The sequence below is a fragment of the Psychroserpens sp. BH13MA-6 genome, from assembly GCF_052983595.1.
This window is the reverse complement of record NZ_JBRJGE010000002.1, coordinates 521914-542461: the sequence shown is the minus strand read 5'-3', so window position 1 is coordinate 542461 and position 20548 is coordinate 521914. Positions and strand designations below refer to the sequence as shown.

Here is a 20548-nt window from a genome sequence, read left to right as displayed (position 1 = left end):
AATGTTTTTTGTGTTAGAAGGCTAATATACTAACAAGCGACTGATTTACAAAAAACTTGTGGTAATTAGAGTCGTTATAAGGAGGAATTCCAGATACGCCAGGCTTTTTCAGCTTGGTAGACCAACATTTGATAACCATTACTGATTTTAGCACCTTGACGTTTTCCAAGTCTGAGAAACTCGGTTTCTTCGGGATTGTAAATAAGATCGTATAGTAAATGTTTTGATGTAATGCCATCATAAGGTATCTTCGGACACGCATTAACATTAGGGAAAGTGCCAACTGGAGTACAGTTAATAATTACTGTGTATGTGGATAGTATTTTAGAAGAGAGTTCTTCATACGTAAAAGTGGCCAGGTCATTAGGTGTTCTTGAGACATAATCAAACTTTATTTTTAGCTTTTTGAGTGCATATGCTATGGCTTTTGATGCACCACCAGTTCCTAAAATAAGTGCTTTCTTATGATGTGCTTCTAATAAGGGTTTTATGGATTTTTTAAACCCGTAACAATCGGTATTATAGCCTTTTAATTGCTTGTTTTTATCTACTGTAATGGTATTAACGGCACCAATGCGTTTTGCTTTTTTATCAATTGTATCCAGTAACGGAATCACTTGTTCCTTGTAAGGTATCGTCACATTGAACCCTAAAATATCTGATTGGTCATGAATGATGGTCTTCAACTCCGAAATAGATTCTAGGTCGAAATTTTCATAGGTATAGGGTAGTTGTTCATTTTGAAACTTTTGATTGAAATAAGTTCTCGAAAATGAATATGAAATATTCTTACCTATAAGTCCAAGTCTATGCATGCATTTTGTTTGTTCGCTGACCATACCATTCTAAGGCCAACACTATCAATATCCCAAGAATTATAAAACCTATGGCTATTTGAGTTTGTGATTGCCATTCAGGCAAAAACCTTTCATAATTTGAAATGATTTTTTCCCCTCTTGAATCTAATAGGAGTTGTCCGTCACTCAAGGTTTTATAAATAGTCGTTTTCCAAGGCCATACAACCCCTAGTGAGCCAATAATGAACCCGATGATGGACGCTGTTGTAATACTTTTATAATGCTTCAGGACATAATTCAATACATGTGAAAAGGTCACAAGACCTGTCACAGATCCTAGCGTAAAAACTCCCAAGACTTTAAGCAGTCTCATCCGAAGCTCATTATGAATAAAACTGAAATCTCCAGAAAAAATTTCTGAGAATGTATCGTAGAGCGCATTCACCGAATCTACTAAAAGCAGTACATAGTTGCCTAATAGAATCAGTATGAAAGATCCCGAAAACCCAGGAAGTGTCATACCTGAAACACTAATAATCCCACAGAAAAACACAAAAAGCAAATGGTCGTTTTCGGTTGCTGGATCTAAAAAACTAATACCAATCCCTAATAAAATTCCGACAGTTAAGGATAAAATGCTCTTATAATTCCAATCATGGAAGTCCTTGTTGATATAATATATGGAGCCAATGATCATCCCAAAGAATAAACTCCAAACATACAGTTCATGGTTTTTAAGAAAGTAATCCAATATTTTAGAAACACTAAAATAGCTCACAATCATTCCGAAGAAAAGCAGTCCTAAGAACTTCCCGTTGATGTACCTATAAAAACTCTTGAACCTGCCATTAAATAAAAGTTTTAGAGCCGTTTTATTTACCCGTTGCAAGGAATAAATAAATTCTTCATAAAAGCCTGCAACAAACGCGACCACACCTCCAGAAACACCAGGAACTTTATTCGCAGCACCCATGCCCAGACCTTTGATAATAAGGAATATACGATCTTTGAGGGTTCTAGTGCTTTGCATTATAAATCCGCTTTTTTCTTACCTAAATGTTCTAAAACCAATATGAGCGTAAAACCAATACACATGAAGATAAGCGCATATGCCCATTGACTGTCACCATTATAGGATGTGGGTAAGACGCTCTTATCTAAAACACTTACTTCCAATCCTTCGGAATTAATTCTTGTTTTTAGGACTTCTTTCCATGGCCATATTTTATTCAATGAGCCTATCATAAATCCGGTAAGAATAGCCAATGTCAGATTTTTTTTATGCTTAAACATCCAATTTAGGATCTTCGAAAACACTTTCAGACCAACAATGGCACCAATTCCTAGGAGGCATAGCTTCAAGACCGCATCCTTTAATAGGTCAAAATTTCCTGTGGAAACGCCTTCAACTAACGCATTTACCGTGTTAATAGCGGTTTCATATGCTCCAAGTATTAATAAAATAAAGGCTCCAGACACACCTGGTAAAATCATTGCAATGATTGCGATAAAACCACAAAACAGTAAATACAAAGAGCTATCTGGTGATGCAAAGGGTTCGGCTAAAGTGATGAAGTAGGAGAGGATAGTAGCTATAACTACAGCTAAAATGATCATCGGTGACCATGTTTTTATTTGTTTACCGATATACCAAATACTTGCCAATACAAGGCCAAAAAAGAACGACCATAACAAGATAGGTTCATTATGTAATAACCACTTAATGAGTTTAGCCAATGATAAAATACTAATCGCTATTCCAGAAAACAAGGCAAGTAAAAAAGGGCCATTAATAGCGCGCCATGCGGCTTTTATACCATGATCTTTCCATATTCTAAAGACGCTCATATCTAAGCGATCTATGCTTTCTATTAACTCTTCATAAATACCAGAAATGAAAGCAATTGTACCGCCCGAAACACCTGGAACAACATCTGCTGCTCCCATGGCAATGCCCTTGAAGGTTACTAAAAGGTAGTCTTTAAATGTTCTTCGCATGTGAAAGTCTAATGGCTTGCGTAAAAGTATGAAATTGTTGACGTTTTTTCGGTCGTTTCTTTCAAAAGAAAGTGAAGAAAGCTGTTATTTTCTTGTTTCTGAAATGACTTTTTGTACCGAAGGCTTTTGCAAGATATTTGGAAACAGTTCCTCTATAATAAAGTCATAGTCACTATTCAGTAATAACGCATTTTTCAGATGGTAATGACCTTTACTGCTTTCATGCAATGTAAAATGTAAACCTGCTAAACGAAATTCAATCTCTGCAGTTTCTGGATAAAATTCTGCCGCTTGAATCAAATTAATAACTGAGGCGTCATATTCTCCCAGAGAAATTAAAATATCAGCTCTAGACAACCATGTCTGAAGTTCATAATTACCCAAATCTAAGGCTTTTTTATAGCCACGTTCAGCTTCTTCTAGAAAATTAAGTCGGTGATTTATTTGGGCATAAAGTTTCCAGTATACAACATTTTCGCCATCAATATTAATCGCTTTGTTGATGTAAAACAATGCCTTTTGATAGTTTTGCTTTTTATTGTAAAACTTAGTGATCGCAATCCAGCCTTTATCTAAAAGTGGATCTTCATGAACGGTTTTATAGTAATACTGTACTGCTAATTCATCGTTACCTAATTTGTCATAACAATGACCAATTCGCAAAAGTGCAAAAGACGTAGGTTCATCTAATGCTAGGGTGATTTTATAGTTTTCAATTGCTTCATGATACAACTTCTTTTTCTCTAGCACCTTTCCCTTCTCGAGGTAAGCACCCACAAAACTATCATCTGAGATAATGGCAAAATCGAATGCTACTAGAGCTTTATCATAGTCTTTAATGGTAAAATATTGTCGGCCTAATTGATGCCAAGCGACTTCACAATAAGGATTTTTATCTAAATAAGTATTCAGAAATGTAATGGCCTCATCATTTTCATCTAAGAAATCATAACAGTAAATGATATTATACAAGGCAGAATAGTCCTCTAGATCAATATCCAAACACTTTTTAAAATAAGATCGCGCATTATCGAATTGATCTAGGAATAGGTATTCCATACCTACCAATGCATATAAATCAGCGATACCTTCATCTTTGTCGGCAAGATCAATCGCAGCCAACAAGGTATGAACTGCTTTTTCGTGTTCATCTTGCTTAGAGAGCACATTGGCTTTTTGAATATAAATTTCTTCGTTTAAGGGTTCCAAATTATGAAGCGCTTCAAGCAATCTATTGGCTTCATCAAATTTGTCCTCCATTACAAACAATTCCGTTTGAAACAATTTCAAATTGGTAGAAGAAGGGTGTTGTTCTAAACCTAACTTAACAGCTTTTTTAGCTAAAGCTATTTTACCGATTTCAAGATAATGGTGAATAATGTTCTCGAATTCTGCTGAATCAAAGAATAAAACATTATTGGTTTTAAGCATCGATTCAAATCGGGTAAGCGAAATTTTGTTGTTGTCTTCAGGTAGACTAAACTCCATAAGCAAGTAGCATTGTTTGTTTAATTAAAAGTACTGTTATCGACTAAAATTTTGAATTTTTGAGTTTAATGTTTTCAACAAATTAATTAACAGCTTTAGTGTTGGTTAACATAAACCATTCTATGTGTCAAAATATCAATCAATTATGATGAAGTCTTAAATGCACAAACTATGCCGAAATAGTATTTAAAACATTTAAAATGATCTGGCAACCAGCAATAATTTCATCGTTTGAAATGGTTAAAGGCGGTGTAATTCGGATAGCACGTGGTTCAAAAAGTAGCCAAAACAATATTAATCCGTGTTGTTGACATGTTAAAATTACCTCATCTGCAATCGCTGAAGATGGCAAAATCGCTGCAAGCATAAGTCCTTTACCACGAATTTCAGTAATTAAAGGATGTTGTAAATGTTTACGGATAAGCGCTTCTTTTTCTAGGGTCTGAGACATTAAGTTAGACGTCGTAATCTCTTTCACTGTAGCTAACGCTGCGGCTGCAATCACTGGGTGACCGCCAAAAGTTGTGATGTGTCCTAATTTTGGTTGCTCTTGAAGCAAACACATGAGTTTATTAGAGGCTGTAAAGGCACCAATAGGCATGCCGCCTCCAAGGCCTTTTCCAGTGACCAAAATATCTGGGATACAGTCGTAATTTTCAAACCCAAAAAGTCGACCTGTTCTACCAAAACCCGGTTGTATCTCATCTAATATTAATAAGGCGCCAACACGTTCGCAGCGTGACTTCACCTTTTTGAGATAATCTGCTTGAGGCTCGATAAAACCAGCACCACCTTGAATGGTTTCCAGAATAACTGCAGCAGTATCAGAATTGATGCTATCGAGCTCTTCAACCTGATTAAAGTTGATAAAACTCACGCCAGGAATTAAAGGTCTAAAAGCTCGTTTTCTTTCTTCGGTGCCCATGACACTCATAGCACCCATGGTATTTCCGTGATAGGCCTTATGAGCGGCAATTATATTTCCACGACCAGTAGCGCGTTTTGCTAATTTTATGGCGCCTTCAATGGCTTCCGTTCCAGAATTAGTTAAATACGTTGTTTCCAGACTCTTTGGAAGGTGTTGTGCTAAAAGTTTCGCCAGTTCTACAGCAGGTTCTTGGATATATTCGCCATAGACCATGACGTGCATGTAACGGTCTAATTGTGTTTTAATAGCATTCACGACCCTCGGATGTCGGTGACCTAAACTACAAGCTGAAACACCTGCTACAAAATCAAGATACGCTTTACCATCTGTGTCGTAAATATAAGATCCTTCAGCATGAGAAATGTTCATGGCTAAAGGATGTGGTGTTGTTTGAGCCTGATATTTAAGAAAATCTGCTTTCACTAATTCCCTTTTTTATTAATTAAAGGCGCATTCAATTTAGGCGTTTTCTTTTTTGTTTGGTCCTGTTTAGGTTGAATTTTTTTAAAACTCTTTAGCTGTCTTCCTGCCTTATTGACTTCGTCTTTATCTTTTTTACCAGCTTCCTCCACACGTTCTAACAACGCTTCATTAATAAACTCTTCATCTTCAACAAATGGTGCTAAACCTTTGATTGTAGGAAGTATTAAAGGTGGATCATCGCTAAACAAATCTTCAACACTTATGGGGCGTTCATCGCCTCGCCAATCAAATCCGCGAAACCTTCGGGCATTTTCAGGAAATTGAGACTCAGGATAAATATCACCATCTATTTGATTGATTAAAGTAATGTTCTTATAAGGTCCATCAAATTGTAAATTGATACTTCCAGATTTCGATTTGTTAATCCCTATTAATGTCGTATCTGTTTCATTTCGTGTATAATAAATGACTTCAGCATTTTTGATAATATCCACATTATACAATTCATTATCCTCAAAGAGTCCAATGAGTTTTTGCCCTTTAATCTGATTATAACCATCCTGACTTAGTGTGTCTTTACTTATCAGAAAGGCATTGTCGAAAACTTTAAGAGAGTCCAGTTGTTCTTTTTCTACATTCGAAATGAGGTGAATCGTGTCACCCGTCATTTGATTCCCTAAATTCCAGATGATTGGTTTCCGCTTGGTTGAAAAGGCATCACCATCTGAAAATCGTTTTAAATTGATGAGTTGTGTTAAACCAGTTTTGTGATCTGCATGTATAGAATCTGCCTTACCACTCATGTCACTTTTATACATCTTGGCATTGTAATAGGCTCTTGTAATCCGGTGTTCTGGTTTTCCAGTCACCATTAAGGTATCTGCATGAATGTAGATCGAATCTGTTTCTTGAACTGAAATTGCCAGCGCTCTTTTTGTAATAAATACCGAGTCTTTGGCACGAAACACTTCTGCATAGTGCCCTTTAATCACACTATTATTGATCGTATCTGTGACTTTAATATTATTTGATGCCGAAGCAAAACTTTTATTCCTATCAAAATAGAGGCTGTCACCTTCAATTTCGCGATTATCATAATTGATTTTTGAATTCTTTATAAAGTAGCCGGTGTCATTATTGGTATCATAAAAACCACGTTCACAATAGATTTTGCTGACATCACCAACAATGGTCGAAGGTCCGTACATATAGGCATGTCCTGTTTCAGAATAAAAGTCAAGTTGATTGGTCTCAAGTGTGTATTCGGGATTGACTAATACAACATCCTTCAAAAAGCGATATTTCCTGTCATTCATGTAGTAACGACCTATCTGACTTGTAATCGTCCCTGAGGAATCACGAACCACTTTTCCTTTGCTTTTGTAATACGCTTGCTGTTTGATCCTATTAAAATACAGTGTGTCTGTAGTTAACACCGATTGTGGTTCTGTTAAAACAACATCGCCAGCAGCAAAAGCGAGTTGTGTAATCCCACTATATTCTACATATTTGGAGGTCATATTAATCGTGTCGCCTTGTTTCATTCGTACATTACTAAAAGCCTCAATAAAGTCTTCATTTTGATAATACAAGGCTTTATCACACCACATGTCTACACCTTCATGAACAATATGTATTTGGGATTGATCACTTCTTACAAACGTCACGACGTTCGGTCCAGTTAGGGAATCCTTAACCGTAAAACCTGAATATTCAATATATATTTTTTTTGGTTTCTGAGAATAGGAGTAGAGTGCTGATAAACAACAAACTGCAACAATTATATATCTAAAAACTAGATTCAAGGTAAATGGTTTTATGCCAAAAATAACTATAATCCGAAGGGAATAGTATGCCTTAACAGATTTTTAATACCTATCTATTGATGGTCTGTGTTCTATCAGGTCCAACAGAAACAATGGTGATTGGGATTTCCAATTCCTTTTCGAGAAAAGAAATGTAATCATTCAATTCCTTTGGGAATTCAGAAACCGCACGCATTTTAGTAAGGTCTTCTTTCCAGCCCTTAAATTCTGTGTAGATAGGTGTAACGTTCTCTTCTTCAATATTGAATGGCAAATGAGAAATCACTTCTCCTTTATAATTATAGGCTGTACACACTTTTAAGGTTTTAAAACCAGAGAGTACATCACCTTTCATCATACTTAATTGTGTAACGCCATTCACTTGGCAAGCATATTTCAAAGCGACTAAATCCAACCATCCGCAACGTCTCGGACGTCCAGTAACTGCTCCAAATTCATGACCAATTCGTGCCATTTCAGCACCAGTGTCATCAAATAATTCGGTAGGGAAGGGACCAGATCCTACACGAGTTGTATACGCTTTAAAAATTCCAAAAACTTCACCAATTTTATTTGGTGCCACACCAAGACCTGTACAAGCGCCAGATGCTGTGGTATTGGATGATGTGACGAATGGATACGTTCCAAAATCTATATCCAGTAATGAACCTTGTGCACCTTCGGCCAAAATTGTTTGGTCGTTTTTGAGGGCTTGATTTAAATACTCTTCACTATCAATAAACTGAAGTTCTTTAAGTCGCTCTACGGCTGCAAAAAACTCATCTTCTAATTCTTTTAAATTGTATTGGATATCGACGTTGTAGAATCCAATCATCGCTTCGTGTTTATTCGCAAGCGCTCGGTATTTTTCTTTCCAATTAGGCAGTTCTAGATCGCCAATTCTAATACCGTTACGACCTGTTTTATCCATATATGTTGGTCCAATACCTTTCAGCGTTGAACCAATTTTTGCTTTGCCTTTAGCCGTCTCTGAAGCGGCATCCAATAAGCGGTGTGTTGGTAAAATCACGTGTGCTTTGCGTGAGATGATGAGTTTGGATTTATAATCAATATCGAATTGATCGAGACCATCTAATTCTTGAACAAATACCACAGGATCTATGACCACACCATTCCCAATAACATTGATAGAATCGCTATGAAAAATACCAGAAGGAATCGTTCTCAAGACATGTTTGATGCCATCAAATTCTAAGGTGTGTCCTGCATTTGGTCCACCTTGAAAACGCGCAATAATGTTGTATTTGGAGGTGAGTACATCGACAATTTTTCCTTTGCCTTCATCGCCCCATTGTAATCCTAGTAGTAAATCTACTGCCATTTTGTAATTAAATTAGTTGGTTGGTTTATTTTTTGTGCCGTAAAAATAGAGGGAGTGGTTTGAGATGGAAATATCAAACACCTCTTCAATTGTTTTTTTTATGCTTTGAATTCGAGGATCACAGAATTCGATAACTTCACCACTGTCGGTTAATATGACGTGATCATGTTGCTTGTCGAAATAAGACTTTTCATAATGCGCTTGATTCTGACCAAATTGGTGTTTTCTAACCAAAGCACATTCCATCAAAATCTCAATCGTATTATAAAGGGTTGCACGACTTACTCTGTAGTTCTTGTTTTTCATTTTGATATACAATGATTCTATATCAAAATGTTCTTCACTATCATATATCTCTTGAAGAATAGCATAGCGCTCAGGCGTTTTTCTATGCCCTTTTTCCTCAAGAAACTTTGTAAAGACGTTTTTTACAATCTCTTGATTTGTCTGTTCTGTTTTCTTACTCATAATTCAAGGTGCAAATTTACACAATTTTTATACTCTACTAACTTTATCTATCCCATTAATTTTTTTGAGATTTTCAATCAGCTTATTGAGCATCGTATTGTTCGTAACCACAACATTGATTTTTCCTGTGAACACACCGTCATCAGATTCAAAACTGATACTTTTCATATTTACATGCATGTTGGAAGAAATGACTTTGGTGATATTATTGACCAATCCTAAATTATCAATTCCAGAGAGTTTGATTTGCGTCGCAAACTCTTGTTGTGAAGAGTCAATCCATTTTGCTTGCATGATACGATACGCATAATTGGATTGCAAGCTTAAGGCATTTGGACAATTTTTCTTGTGAACTTTTATGCCATCATTAATAGTTAAAAAGCCAAATACAGGATCACCTGGAATAGGATTACAGCATTCAGACAATTTATAATCCAATTTCTGTTCTTCTTTTCCAAATACTAGTTGATCATACTTAGAAGTAATCTCGTCCTTATCCAAATCTGGAGCAACTGTTGGTTTCCGTATTTTGTTTTTGATGTAACTCATAAACATATTACTACGGGACGATGCGTAATCTTTGAGCATTTTATTATCGATGGTACCTATACCAACACGGTAGAATAAATCCAAACTGGTTTTCAGTTTAAAGTAATTGACCATCTCGTTCACAGATTTTTCATCTAGGGAAATTTTAAGTTGTTTTAATTTTCGTCTTAAAATTTCCTTGCCTTCTTCAGCCACGTCTTTCTTCTCCGCTTTTAGAGACGATTTGATTTTACTTCTCGCTCTTGCCGTTGTCGCATAATCCAACCAGTTTCTGTTTGGCTTAACGGTTTCTGAAGTCAATATCTCAACTTGCTCACCACTATTTAATTCATAACTCAAAGGCACTAATTTTCCATTGACTTTAGCGCCTCTTGTTTTCATACCAACTTCTGTGTGAATACTAAACGCAAAATCTAGAGGTGTAGCCCCTTTAGGAAGTGATTTGAGTTCACCTTTAGGCGAGAATACGAATATTTCTTTGGAATATAAATTCAGTTTGAATTGTTCAACAAAATCAACAGCATTGGTTTCATTGCTTTCTAAAGCTTCCTGAAGTTTATCTATCCATGTATCTAAAGCATCTTCTGCATTTCCTTGCTTATACTTGTAGTGCGCAGCATAGCCTTTTTCAGCTATTTCGTTCATACGTTCACTTCGAATTTGAACTTCTACCCAGCGACTTTTAGGTCCCATAACTGTAATGTGAAGTGCTTCATAACCTGTAGATTTTGGTGATGAAATCCAATCTCTTAATCTGGTTGGGTTAGGAATAAAATTATCAGTCACTATGGAATAGATTTTCCAAGCCAAGAATTTTTCGTTTTTATAATCGGATTTATAAATAATCCTGACAGCAAATTTGTCGTAAACTTCATCAAAATCCACACCTTGTTTTACAATTTTCTTTCGAATCGAGTAAATGGATTTTGGTCGCCCTTTGATTTCATAGTTCAAGCCTTCTTTATCCAAAGAATCTTTGATCGCTTTTGAGAAGGTCTTAATATAGTCGTCTTGCGCTTCTTTGCTTTCCTGCATTTTCTCCAAAAGATCATTGTAAACTTCAGGTTCTGTGTACTTTAATCCAAGATCTTCGAGTTCTGTTTTTATGTTGTAGAGTCCAATTCTATGGGCTAAAGGGGCATAAATATATAAGGTTTCAGAGGCTATTTTTTCTTGCTTATCGCGACGCATGGAATCCATGGTCTGCATATTGTGAAGCCGATCTGCTATTTTTATAATAATCACACGCACATCATCATTGAGCGTTAGAAGCATTTTTCGGAAATTCTCAGCTTGTGTCGAGACGTTCGCATCTTTACTTAAAGAGGAAATCTTCGTTAATCCATCTACAATGCGCGCTACGGTTTCACCGAACAAGCGTTCGATATCATCGATGCTGTAATCGGGATTATCTTCAACCACATCATGAAGTAACGCTGCTGCAATACAAGTACCATCAAGACCAATTTCACTTGCTACAATTTTTGCCACAGCAATAGGGTGGAAGATATAGGCTTCTCCAGATTTACGACGCTGATTTTTATGGGCATCCAAAGCCACCTCAAAGGCATGGCGAATGAGTTTTTTATCTTCTTTGGTAAGCGTTTGGTAACTTACTTTAAGAAGCTCCTTGTAGGCTTTAGCAATTTCAGCATTTTCTTTTTCTATAGCTTCTTCTGTCATAGAACTAAAGTAAGCATAAGAAATGTATTGTGCAATGAGTTTTGTCAGTTTTGTTTAGGACAAGAAAACAGCGGTATCAATTGGTCTTCGTTCTTAAATTTTTAACTCTATCCAATAAAGTAGGATGTGAGTAATGCGCTCTAACATAAGCAGGATGTGGCGTTAAATTGCTCAAACTATTTCTAGATAATTTTTTTAAAGAACTTATTAAAGGTGCGGCTGCAAAGGTTTCTTTGGCAAAATTATCGGCCTGATATTCAAATTTACGCGACAAGTAATTCATGAATAATCCTGTTATTTCTGAAATAGGTGCGTATAGCAATCCGAAAGCAATCAGGCCTACATGGAAACTCGCTTTTTCGACACCTAAAGCTTGTGATAGCAATGGGTTCGAGATAAAAATAGATAATAAATAAAGCGTCAAACCTGTTAAAACAACAGATGCCAATAAATTGATGATAATATGATGTTTTTTGTAATGTCCTACTTCATGCGCTAAGACCGCGACAATTTCTTCATCATCTAATTCATTGACCAAGGTATCGAAAAGAGTGACCCGTTTTTCTTTTCCGAAGCCTGAAAAATACGCGTTAGCTTTCGTACTTCGTTTGGAGCCATCGATAATAAAAATCTTTTCAAGATTGAATCCAACAGAATTGGCATACTCAGAAATTCGATCGCGAAGCGTACCGTTTTCTAAGGGTGTTTGTTTATTAAAAATAGGCACAATAAGCTTAGAGTAGAACATGTTCATAAACAAGGTGAAGACTGTAATCACGCCCCAAGTATATAACCAAAAGGATGCTTGTGTTAGTTGATAAAACCAAACAATTAAGGCCAATATGCCGCCACCAATTACAGCCATCATCAAGAGACCCTTTACCTTATCTAACCAAAATGTACTTCGTGTCGTTTTATTGAAACCGAACCTTTCTTCAATCACAAAGGTTTTATAATAACTAAAAGGTGTTGCAATAAGATCACTTCCCAACATAATGATTCCGAAGAAAATAAGCGCGATAACAACGGGATGATTGCTGTAATTTCTTGCAATACTATCTACAATTTCAAAGCCATCAAATACTAGAAAGCCAAGTGTAAGGACTAAAGAAAATAAAGAGCTCCAAAAACCAAACTTATAATTTGTTTTTTTATAAGCTTGAGACTTTTTGTAGGCATCCTTGTCATACACATCGCTTAATTCCTGTGGAATAGGATCATTGTAATGTTTTGCATTGAGATAGTCCAATACTTTATCAACGATAAAATTAGTGATGATAATACCTATAATTAAAGCGAATAATATGTTTGAGTTCATAAGGCAATAAAAAAATCGTATCTTTCCCGTGATAGCAAATTTACATTAAATAAAAGCACCTACAGTTATGAAAATAGTTCTATTTACATTTTTAATGATGACATCCTTTTTTGGTTTTTCGCAAATGACCATTGTTGGTAGTACAGACCCTCAAGTGGTGATTCAAAATAGTCTCATTGGAAATCCGAATTTCCCTGCAACAAATTTTAACCTGAGTTCTGGTAATAATTTTGGTTCGGAAAATGGTATTGGAACATTCAGCTACACAGGTTCTTTATTCCCCTTAGAGCAAGGTATCGTTTTGGCAACGGGAGACGTTGATCTTATTGCAGGTCCTAATACGAGTCAAGTGAGCACTGGAAGTTTCGATTGGTTAGGAGACCCACAATTAGATGCTTCATTTGGTACGACTTCTTGGAATGCATCGCTTCTGGAGTTTGATTTTGTCGCAAATGTTGAAATGATAAGCTTGGATTTTTTATTAGCTTCTGAGGATTATACTGGTACGTTCGAATGTACGTTCTCTGATGCTTTCGCTGTATATATTACGAATCTGTCTACAGGTGTGACAGAAAATATAGCTTTGGTTCCTGGTACTAACACGCCTATTTCTATTACAACTGTGAATGGAGGTGTAAGTGAGGTATGTCCACCTATGAACTCCCAGTATTTTGAACGCTACAACTATTTGGTTAATTTCGCGCCATCCATTCCTGCAGAACAATCTCCTATTGATTTAAATGGCCAAACACAAGTTTTTACGCTTGTAGGTGATTTAGAGATTGGGAGTCCTTACTCAATTAAAATAGTCGCCGCCGATGCTATAGATACCGCATTAGATTCTGCACTTTTTGTGCGCAATGATTCTTTTGGTGCATTTCCAGTGATGGATCAAAATCCACAAGATATAGCGATTGTGGATTTAGATGATAATGGCATAGAAATATTTGATCTTACTCAAAGTGAAGCTCTGATGCTTGGAAGTATAGATACCACAATGTATTCTTTTTTATTTCAGTATCATACCTCGCAATCAGATGCAGAATTAGGAATCAATCCAATTGCAAACCCGCAAACTTATATCAATACGTCTGCGTTGGAAACTATTTATGTCAGTATGGAAAATGCTTACACAGGAACGCGAATCACTAATAGTTTCCGTATTACAATCAACCCTGATTTATTAAGTCTTGAAGACCAACAAATACATGAGATCACACTTTACCCTAATCCCATCAATGATCAATTATTTATTGAAAGCCCACAAAAACGCATAAAGGGAATTGTGGTTTACAATATGAATGGTCAATTGCTATTATCAACATCTGTAAATAACGAAGAGACTATAAGCGTTGATTTTTCAAATTGGGATCATGGAATGTATCTGATAGAACTCATTTCAGATAGTGGCACAGTGTTCAAAAAAGTGCTTAAATAAACTGTCGCTGCCTTTTGGCTTCAAAAATGAGAATGCCTGCAGCAACAGACACGTTCATACTGTCTATGTCCCCTTGCATAGGAATGATGATATTTTGCGTTGCATGTTCTAACCAGTCATCACTGAGTCCCGTAGCTTCAGTTCCAACAACGATGGCAGTTGCCTTCTTGTAATCTTGTGAGTCGTACTGAACAGATGCTTGAAGTGCCGCACAGTAAATGAAAATATTTTGGGATTTTAAATAGGTGATAATAGTTTTGGTGTCTGCCATCACTATTTGATTCGTAAATACGCAACCCACACTTGATCTTATAATATTAGGATTATATAAATCCGTTTTCGGATTAGCGATAATCACTGCGTCTACGTTTGCAGCATCAGCCGTACGCAAAAGCGCACCAATATTACCGGGTTTTTCAGGTGCTTCAGCTACCAGTATGAGCGGATTTTTACGCTGAAATTCTAATTGTTGGATTTCACGTGATTTACCATGAGCAATCGCAATGATGCCTTCGGTCGTTCCACGATGCGCTAATTTTTGAAAGACCTCTTTTGATATGGCAATCATAGAGGCATCAACTAATTCCAAATTTTGTATTTCGGATTCTTCAATGAAATCAGCACAAAATAACAGTGTTTGAATTTTATAATCAGCTTTAATGGCTAGTGATAATTCTCTTTGGCCTTCAATAATAAATAAACCAGACTTTTTACGTTCTCTTGATTTATCCTTTAAAACAAGTATTTGTTTTACTAGGGCATTCTGGGTACTTGTTATTATTTTATGCGGCATTCTATTTACAATTAAGTATATTTATATCCCTACAAAATTACACTAAAACAAAGGTTTTACAAGGCAGTCAATTTTTTTAAATTTTTATAGTAGGAATTTTCTAAAGTGGCTTGTTATATAAGTGTCTCCATTTACTGTAATTATTTCTACTTAAAACAACCCAACCAAAACAATTGATTATGAAACAATTTTTACGCTTTGCTTTTTTGTTTTTTACCTGTTTAAGCTTTACGCAAGAACTTACCATGCAAAATGGTAGTTGGACCGAATGCAATTTTCTTTTAACAGATTCTGGTGGATCCAATGCCAATTACGGAAACAATGAAAACTTAACATTGACCCTTTGTCCGCAAGAAGCAGGCGGACAAGTAATTTTTTCTTTAATTGAATTTTCTACGCAAACGCAGACCGATATCCTTTATGTATATAACGGTGATTCAACAAGTAGTCAGCTTATTGCTCAATATTCTGGTACTTCCCCCAATCTTCCACCATCACAAGCGTCTAATCCAACGGGTTGTTTAACCTTAAACTTTGTAAGTGATGGTGCAGGTACGAGTTCAGGTTGGTTGGCAGAAGTGCTTTGCGTTGCAGGACCTTTCACAATTAATCAACCTTCAGATTTTCTGGCTTGTGACGATCTTGGTGGTGGTTCAGCGGTTTTCGATTTACAATCCAAAGACGCTGAAATATTAGGTAATTTAAATCCTGCCAATTATGAAGTGTCCTATTATTTAACACAAATAGATGCGGATAATCAAACGAATCCTCTTCCAAGCCCTTTTACAAATTTCACCAACCCACAAACCATATATGTTAATGTTAATCAATTAGCAACTGGTAACTTTGAGCAAACGTCTTTTGATTTAATTGTAAATGGTGTTCCCAATATTGATTTATTGGATGTCTATACACTTTGTAATGGAACAACACTCAATGTTGATTCTGGTTTTTCTGCAACAGGTAACACTTTTGCTTGGTATTATGATGGAATTTTAATTCCGAATGAAGAAAATCCAGATTTAGATATCACTCAAACGGGATCCTATCAATTTCAGGTGATCACTGAATTTGGATGTTCGGTATTTACTTCATTTGAAGTTACAGATGCAAATTTCAATGATTTTGTGCCACCTACACCATTTGTTCAATGTGATAATGATGGTGATGGTTTCATGAACTTTGACTTGTCTAGTAAGCTATCAGAGATTATAAATGGTAGTAATGTACCTGATTTGCTGGTGACGTTTCATGAGACACTATTTGATGCCGATGCAGGTGCCAATGCGCTACCGCTCAATTACTCGAATATTACCCCTTATCTACAAACAATATACGTAAGAGTGAGTTCATCTTCAGGGACCTGTTTTACGACCGCCAGTTTAGATTTAATAGTTGATATCACTTGTTTGAGTGTACAGGATGTAACCATCGAAGTTTGTACTCAAGGCCCAAATGGAACAGAGGTGTTTGACCTAACCATGTTGAACGAGACCATCCTAGGTGTTCAGGATATTTCTGGTTATACTTTTACATACTATCAGTCGGAAACGAATGCTATTGCTGAAGTCAATCCAATATCTAATCCTACAAATTATACAAATACCAGCACTCCTGAAATTATTTATGTTCGAGTAGAGCAAGGCGGTTCCGGAAATGTCGGAATTGCGACTTTGACATTAATTGCCAATATGGTCCCTAATGTGGATTTCAACGGTCCTTATACGGTTTGTTCAGGTTCTGAGATTGTCTTAACGCCTTTTGTTAATGGTGTGAGTGATTTGTATACTTACGCTTGGAGTACAGGTGCAACAGACCCTGAAATAGTGGTGTTTACCGCTGGAACGTATTCTGTAACTGTTACTGATATTGCCACAGGATGTACTGGTACAGCGAGCGTTGTTGTTAATGAAGGTATTACTCCAGCTTTAGTAGAACCGTCAGATTTATTTAATTGTGGGACCAATGCGACTTATGATTTAACGTCGGTTACTGATGAAATGTTAGGCGGTGTTCCAGAAGCGAACTTCATCATTAACTATTATCCAGATTTGAGTTCGGCTTATAATGGTTCCAATGCTATTTCGAATCCAACGGCATACTCGCCTACGCAACAAGTAGCTACAATTTATGTGAAAGTTCAAAATATCAATGATTATTGTTTTGAAATTACCGATTTTAATCTCATTACTAATAGTTCCTGTCCTGTCGATGTGGTTTGCGAAGATGGTCCTGTTAATGTGACCTTTTGTTATGCTAATAACGACATCACTGTTTATAGTTTTCAAAGTACCAATGGTTCTCAGATTACTGCTCAAGTGAACGCTGGTTTTGTAGAAGTGAATTGGGATGAATTTGTGGTTATTGATTCTGATGGTGTTACAAATTTGAATGGCAGTAATCCTTATGGTAATAATGGGGATTTAACAGGACTTTCATTTGTATCAACAGGAAGTACCTTAACGATTTATGTAGATGCTGATATTTCTGCAAGCTGTGCGACTAATGGGTACGTACCTCTTGATATTGATATTTCTTGTGTTGATACAACAGCGATTCCAAATTGTAATGCATCCTTAACATCGCCTTTAGATCAAGCAGTTGACGTTGATGAAGATGTGGTTTTAGAGTGGAGTCCTGCTAGTGTGCTGGTTGATGGTTATACCGTTTCAGTAGGAATCACTTCAGGTGGCACTGAAATTATTGATAATCAAGATGTCGGAAATGTACAATCCTTAGACCTTGGCTCTCTAGAATACGAAACCACGTATTATGTCAGCATTGTGCCCTACAACGCTAATGGAGACGCGGAAGGTTGTACGGAAGAAAGCTTTACAACACGTTCAAACCCTTTTCAATTTGTGGTTTGTGATGATGGTCCTGTAAATACGACGTATTGTTATGGTAATGATGACACTACCGAATTTAGTTTTGAGAGCACAGATGGCTTACCGCTCATTGTGACATTTAATTCTGGTGGTACAGAAGTGAATTATGATCAAATTGTTGTACTAGACTCTGATGGCAATATATTAAATCCGAACGAACCTTATGGTATTAATGGTGATTTTACTGGGTTGTCTTATGTGTCAACAGGCAGTCAATTGTCGGTCTTATTTAATACTGATGGCTCTGTAAGTTGTCAAACTGGAAATTCCTGTTGTACAGAGGTGTTTGATTTTGATGTTCAGTGTACGAGTGACATTGGAATTATTGATATTGAAGCATTTGTTGATTCTAATACCAATAATATCTTGGATGCCAATGAGGTGAATTTCCTCAATGGATACTTTACATATGAACTGAACAATGATGGTGTTATAAATGAAGTAACTTCATCGTCCGGAAGCTTTCAAATTCTTAGTACGAATCCTTCCGATACCTACGATATTACCTATAATTTATACGAAGAATCTGCTGGATGCTACGATGTGTCCTTACCAATTTTTGAAAACGTTTCAGTGGCAACAGGTCAAACCATTGATGTCCATTTCCCAATAGTTGAAGAACAAGACTGTGAGGACTTGGCCGTGTACTTGGTGAGTACTTGGGCACCACCAAGACCTGGTTTTTCACATACAAATCAATTAATTTTAGAAAACTTAGGGTTTTCAACAATTACATCAGGATCTGTAGCTTTTGAATTAGATCCACAATTGGTCTTTAATGCCGTTACAAATGTGAACCCCAACTATACGGTTACAACCACAGCGACTGGTTTTAATTTGGATTTCGTCAATTTGCAACCTGGTCAAAGTGAGGTGATATATATATCATTATCATGTCCTGCGTCGGTTGAACTTGGTGAGATTGTGACGAATAGCGCGACTTATGTCACGGATAGTAATGATATGGTGGGTGATAATAATTATTCAACACTTTCTGAAGTAGTGGTTGGGTCTTGGGATCCAAATGACAAAATGGAAGCACACGGACCGAGAATTGACTACAATGCATTTGTTACGTCTGATGAATACTTGTACTATACGATTCGTTTTCAGAATTTAGGAACTGCTGCTGCGACCTTTATAAGAATTAATGATATGCTGGATAATCAATTAGATGAAACCACATTCCAAATGCTAAGATCAAGCCATGATTATGTAGTGACTAGAACAGATAATGAATTAGAATGGTTCTTTGAGGACATTAATTTACCAGCCGAGCAAGATGATTTAGAGGGAAGTCAAGGGTTTGTGTATTTCAGAATAAAACCATTAGCTGGTTATGTGGTTGGAGATATCATCCCAAATACTGCAGCGATATATTTTGATTATAATGCGCCTGTCATTACCAATCGATTTGATAGTGAATTTGTTGAGGAGAATCTTTCGGTAAATGAAATTCAAAGTTTGTCATTTCAATTATCGCCTAATCCAGCTAAAGATAGGTTAAACATTATTTTTCCGAACCCTGTTGAAAACATACAAATCAGCATTTTGGATTTACAAGGGAAAATTGTCTTGGAATCACAACTTACAGGAAATCAGATACAAACACTTGATGTTTCAGCACTACAAAGTGGTATGTACTTTGTAAAAGTGAACAATCAAAAAAATCAAATGGTAAAGAAGTTGGTTATCGAATAAGGGAAAATTACCACTTTTAATGAAGCCTCGGAGACATCTGAGGCTTTTTTTGTAAATGTTTTACAATAACTACGTCTAAGCCATAAACTAAATTATAATTTTATGAAATTCTACAACCTAGTACTCATTGTTCTTTTATTATTGACAACTGCCTGTAAAAATGAAAAAACATCAACGCATGTCGAATCTATAAATTATGCTGAAGAGGAGCTGGATGTCACCACGACGATCTATCCTGAAGCTGTGACGCGTGTGTTCGATGCGCATGGAGGATTGGATACGTGGCAACAAATGAAAACACTCAAATTCACAATGCCAAAGCCATCAGGTGATGAAGTTACAACTACCGATTTACAACATCGATACTCCTTAATACAAATGCCAAATCATGATATAGGGTTTGATGGTAGTGATGTATGGCTCCACAAGAAGGATACAGCAACTTACCAAGGGAAGCCTAAGTTCTATTACAATCTCATGTTTTACTTTTATGCTATGCCTTTTGTTTTGGCTGATGATGGCATCATCTATGAAGAAACCGATCCATTAGTTTTTGAAGGGCAATCTTATCCTGGCATTAAAGTGTCATATGAAAGTGGTATAGGGGAATCACCAGATGATGAGTACATTTTATACTATGATTCTAAGACGCACAAAATGGCTTGGTTAGGATATACAGTAACTTATTTTTCAAAAGAAAAAGAGAAGGAGTTTCAATTTATAAAGTATAGTTCATGGCAAAAAGTAAATGGTTTGTTATTACCAGAGACTCTGACTTGGTTTAATTATAAGAATAATCTACCTACTTCAAAACGAAACGACGTACAATTTGTTAATGTCACAATTGATGCAAATATGTTGGAGCCATCGCTATTCAAAAAACCTGAAAATGCTAGAATTGTAGAGTAATCTATGGCATAAAAAAAGCC

At 36.3% G+C, this 20548-nt stretch carries 14 protein-coding genes; 3 read left to right on the top strand and 11 right to left on the bottom strand.

What is annotated here, in order from left to right; genetic code table 11:
- Nucleotides 1–74: 74 nt before the first annotated feature.
- The 10 genes from ACU8DI_RS06945 to ACU8DI_RS06900 all read right to left on the bottom strand — a co-directional run bounded on the left by ACU8DI_RS06945 (nucleotide 75) and on the right by ACU8DI_RS06900 (nucleotide 12799).
- Entirely contained in the window at nucleotides 75–815 is a 741-nt protein-coding gene (locus ACU8DI_RS06945) for a shikimate dehydrogenase family protein (RefSeq protein ID WP_447112036.1), read from the bottom strand.
- Nucleotides 808–1827, bottom strand: a complete 1020-nt coding sequence (locus tag ACU8DI_RS06940) for a DUF368 domain-containing protein (RefSeq protein WP_447112035.1) — start codon at nucleotides 1825–1827, stop codon at nucleotides 808–810. Before ACU8DI_RS06940 ends, ACU8DI_RS06945 begins: the two co-directional genes overlap by 8 nt.
- Nucleotides 1827–2795: a DUF368 domain-containing protein gene (locus ACU8DI_RS06935; RefSeq protein ID WP_447112034.1), complete on the bottom strand. Its 969-nt coding sequence runs from the start codon at nucleotides 2793–2795 to the stop codon at nucleotides 1827–1829. Before ACU8DI_RS06935 ends, ACU8DI_RS06940 begins: the two co-directional genes overlap by 1 nt.
- 84 nt (nucleotides 2796–2879) lie before the next feature.
- Complete coding sequence (locus ACU8DI_RS06930) at nucleotides 2880–4283, bottom strand: tetratricopeptide repeat protein (RefSeq protein WP_447112033.1); 1404 nt, start codon at nucleotides 4281–4283, stop codon at nucleotides 2880–2882.
- Nucleotides 4284–4452: 169 nt separating this feature from the next.
- A complete protein-coding gene (locus tag ACU8DI_RS06925) occupies nucleotides 4453–5634 on the bottom strand; it encodes an aspartate aminotransferase family protein (RefSeq protein WP_447112032.1) in 1182 nt (393 codons plus the stop codon).
- A complete protein-coding gene (locus ACU8DI_RS06920; RefSeq protein ID WP_447112031.1) occupies nucleotides 5634–7439 on the bottom strand; it encodes an OstA-like protein in 1806 nt (601 codons plus the stop codon). Before ACU8DI_RS06920 ends, ACU8DI_RS06925 begins: the two co-directional genes overlap by 1 nt.
- A gap of 70 nt (nucleotides 7440–7509) precedes the next feature.
- Nucleotides 7510–8781 carry an adenylosuccinate synthase gene (locus ACU8DI_RS06915; protein WP_447112030.1) on the bottom strand — a complete coding sequence of 424 codons (1272 nt, stop codon included), beginning with the start codon at nucleotides 8779–8781 and terminating at the stop codon, nucleotides 7510–7512.
- Between the two features lie 12 nt (nucleotides 8782–8793).
- A complete protein-coding gene (locus ACU8DI_RS06910) occupies nucleotides 8794–9249 on the bottom strand; it encodes a Fur family transcriptional regulator (protein ID WP_447112029.1) in 456 nt (151 codons plus the stop codon).
- A 27-nt stretch (nucleotides 9250–9276) separates the two neighbouring features.
- Nucleotides 9277–11481 (bottom strand): RelA/SpoT family protein, encoded by a 2205-nt coding sequence (locus ACU8DI_RS06905; RefSeq protein ID WP_447112028.1) that lies wholly within the window; start codon nucleotides 11479–11481, stop codon nucleotides 9277–9279.
- 76 nt (nucleotides 11482–11557) lie between these two features.
- Nucleotides 11558–12799, bottom strand: a complete 1242-nt coding sequence (locus ACU8DI_RS06900; protein ID WP_447112027.1) for a M48 family metallopeptidase — start codon at nucleotides 12797–12799, stop codon at nucleotides 11558–11560.
- Nucleotides 12800–12866: 67 nt separating this feature from the next.
- Between ACU8DI_RS06900 and ACU8DI_RS06895 the strand changes: the two genes are divergently transcribed.
- Nucleotides 12867–14237: a choice-of-anchor L domain-containing protein gene (locus tag ACU8DI_RS06895; protein WP_447112026.1), complete on the top strand. Its 1371-nt coding sequence runs from the start codon at nucleotides 12867–12869 to the stop codon at nucleotides 14235–14237.
- On the opposite strand, the gene ACU8DI_RS06890 is transcribed toward ACU8DI_RS06895, so the two are convergent.
- On the bottom strand, nucleotides 14230–15030 hold the full coding sequence (locus tag ACU8DI_RS06890; protein WP_447112025.1) for a TrmH family RNA methyltransferase: 801 nt from the start codon (nucleotides 15028–15030) through the stop codon (nucleotides 14230–14232). The genes ACU8DI_RS06895 and ACU8DI_RS06890 overlap by 8 nt on opposite strands.
- 179 nt (nucleotides 15031–15209) lie before the next feature.
- Here ACU8DI_RS06890 and ACU8DI_RS06885 point away from each other — a divergent pair, with 179 nt between their 5' ends.
- Nucleotides 15210–19619 carry a DUF7619 domain-containing protein gene (locus tag ACU8DI_RS06885; RefSeq protein WP_447112024.1) on the top strand — a complete coding sequence of 1470 codons (4410 nt, stop codon included), beginning with the start codon at nucleotides 15210–15212 and terminating at the stop codon, nucleotides 19617–19619.
- A 102-nt stretch (nucleotides 19620–19721) separates the two neighbouring features.
- Nucleotides 19722–20528, top strand: coding sequence for a DUF6503 family protein (locus ACU8DI_RS06880; RefSeq protein WP_447112023.1), 807 nt, complete (start codon nucleotides 19722–19724; stop codon nucleotides 20526–20528).
- Nucleotides 20529–20548: the final 20 nt, after the last annotated feature.

Bases quoted from the DNA above. Each gene is read 5' to 3' on its own strand.
- ACU8DI_RS06945 (WP_447112036.1), bottom strand. From the start codon at position 815: ATGCATAGACTTGGACTTATAGGTAAGAATATTTCATATTCATTTTCG.
- ACU8DI_RS06940 (WP_447112035.1), bottom strand. From the start codon at position 1,827: ATGCAAAGCACTAGAACCCTCAAAGATCGTATATTCCTTATTATCAAA.
- ACU8DI_RS06935 (WP_447112034.1), bottom strand. From the start codon at position 2,795: ATGCGAAGAACATTTAAAGACTACCTTTTAGTAACCTTCAAGGGCATT.
- ACU8DI_RS06930 (WP_447112033.1), bottom strand. From the start codon at position 4,283: ATGGAGTTTAGTCTACCTGAAGACAACAACAAAATTTCGCTTACCCGA.
- ACU8DI_RS06915 (WP_447112030.1), bottom strand. From the start codon at position 8,781: ATGGCAGTAGATTTACTACTAGGATTACAATGGGGCGATGAAGGCAAA.
- ACU8DI_RS06910 (WP_447112029.1), bottom strand. From the start codon at position 9,249: ATGAGTAAGAAAACAGAACAGACAAATCAAGAGATTGTAAAAAACGTC.
- ACU8DI_RS06905 (WP_447112028.1), bottom strand. From the start codon at position 11,481: ATGACAGAAGAAGCTATAGAAAAAGAAAATGCTGAAATTGCTAAAGCC.
- ACU8DI_RS06900 (WP_447112027.1), bottom strand. From the start codon at position 12,799: ATGAACTCAAACATATTATTCGCTTTAATTATAGGTATTATCATCACT.
- ACU8DI_RS06895 (WP_447112026.1), top strand. From the start codon at position 12,867: ATGAAAATAGTTCTATTTACATTTTTAATGATGACATCCTTTTTTGGT.
- ACU8DI_RS06890 (WP_447112025.1), bottom strand. From the start codon at position 15,030: ATGCCGCATAAAATAATAACAAGTACCCAGAATGCCCTAGTAAAACAA.
- ACU8DI_RS06885 (WP_447112024.1), top strand. From the start codon at position 15,210: ATGAAACAATTTTTACGCTTTGCTTTTTTGTTTTTTACCTGTTTAAGC.
- ACU8DI_RS06880 (WP_447112023.1), top strand. From the start codon at position 19,722: ATGAAATTCTACAACCTAGTACTCATTGTTCTTTTATTATTGACAACT.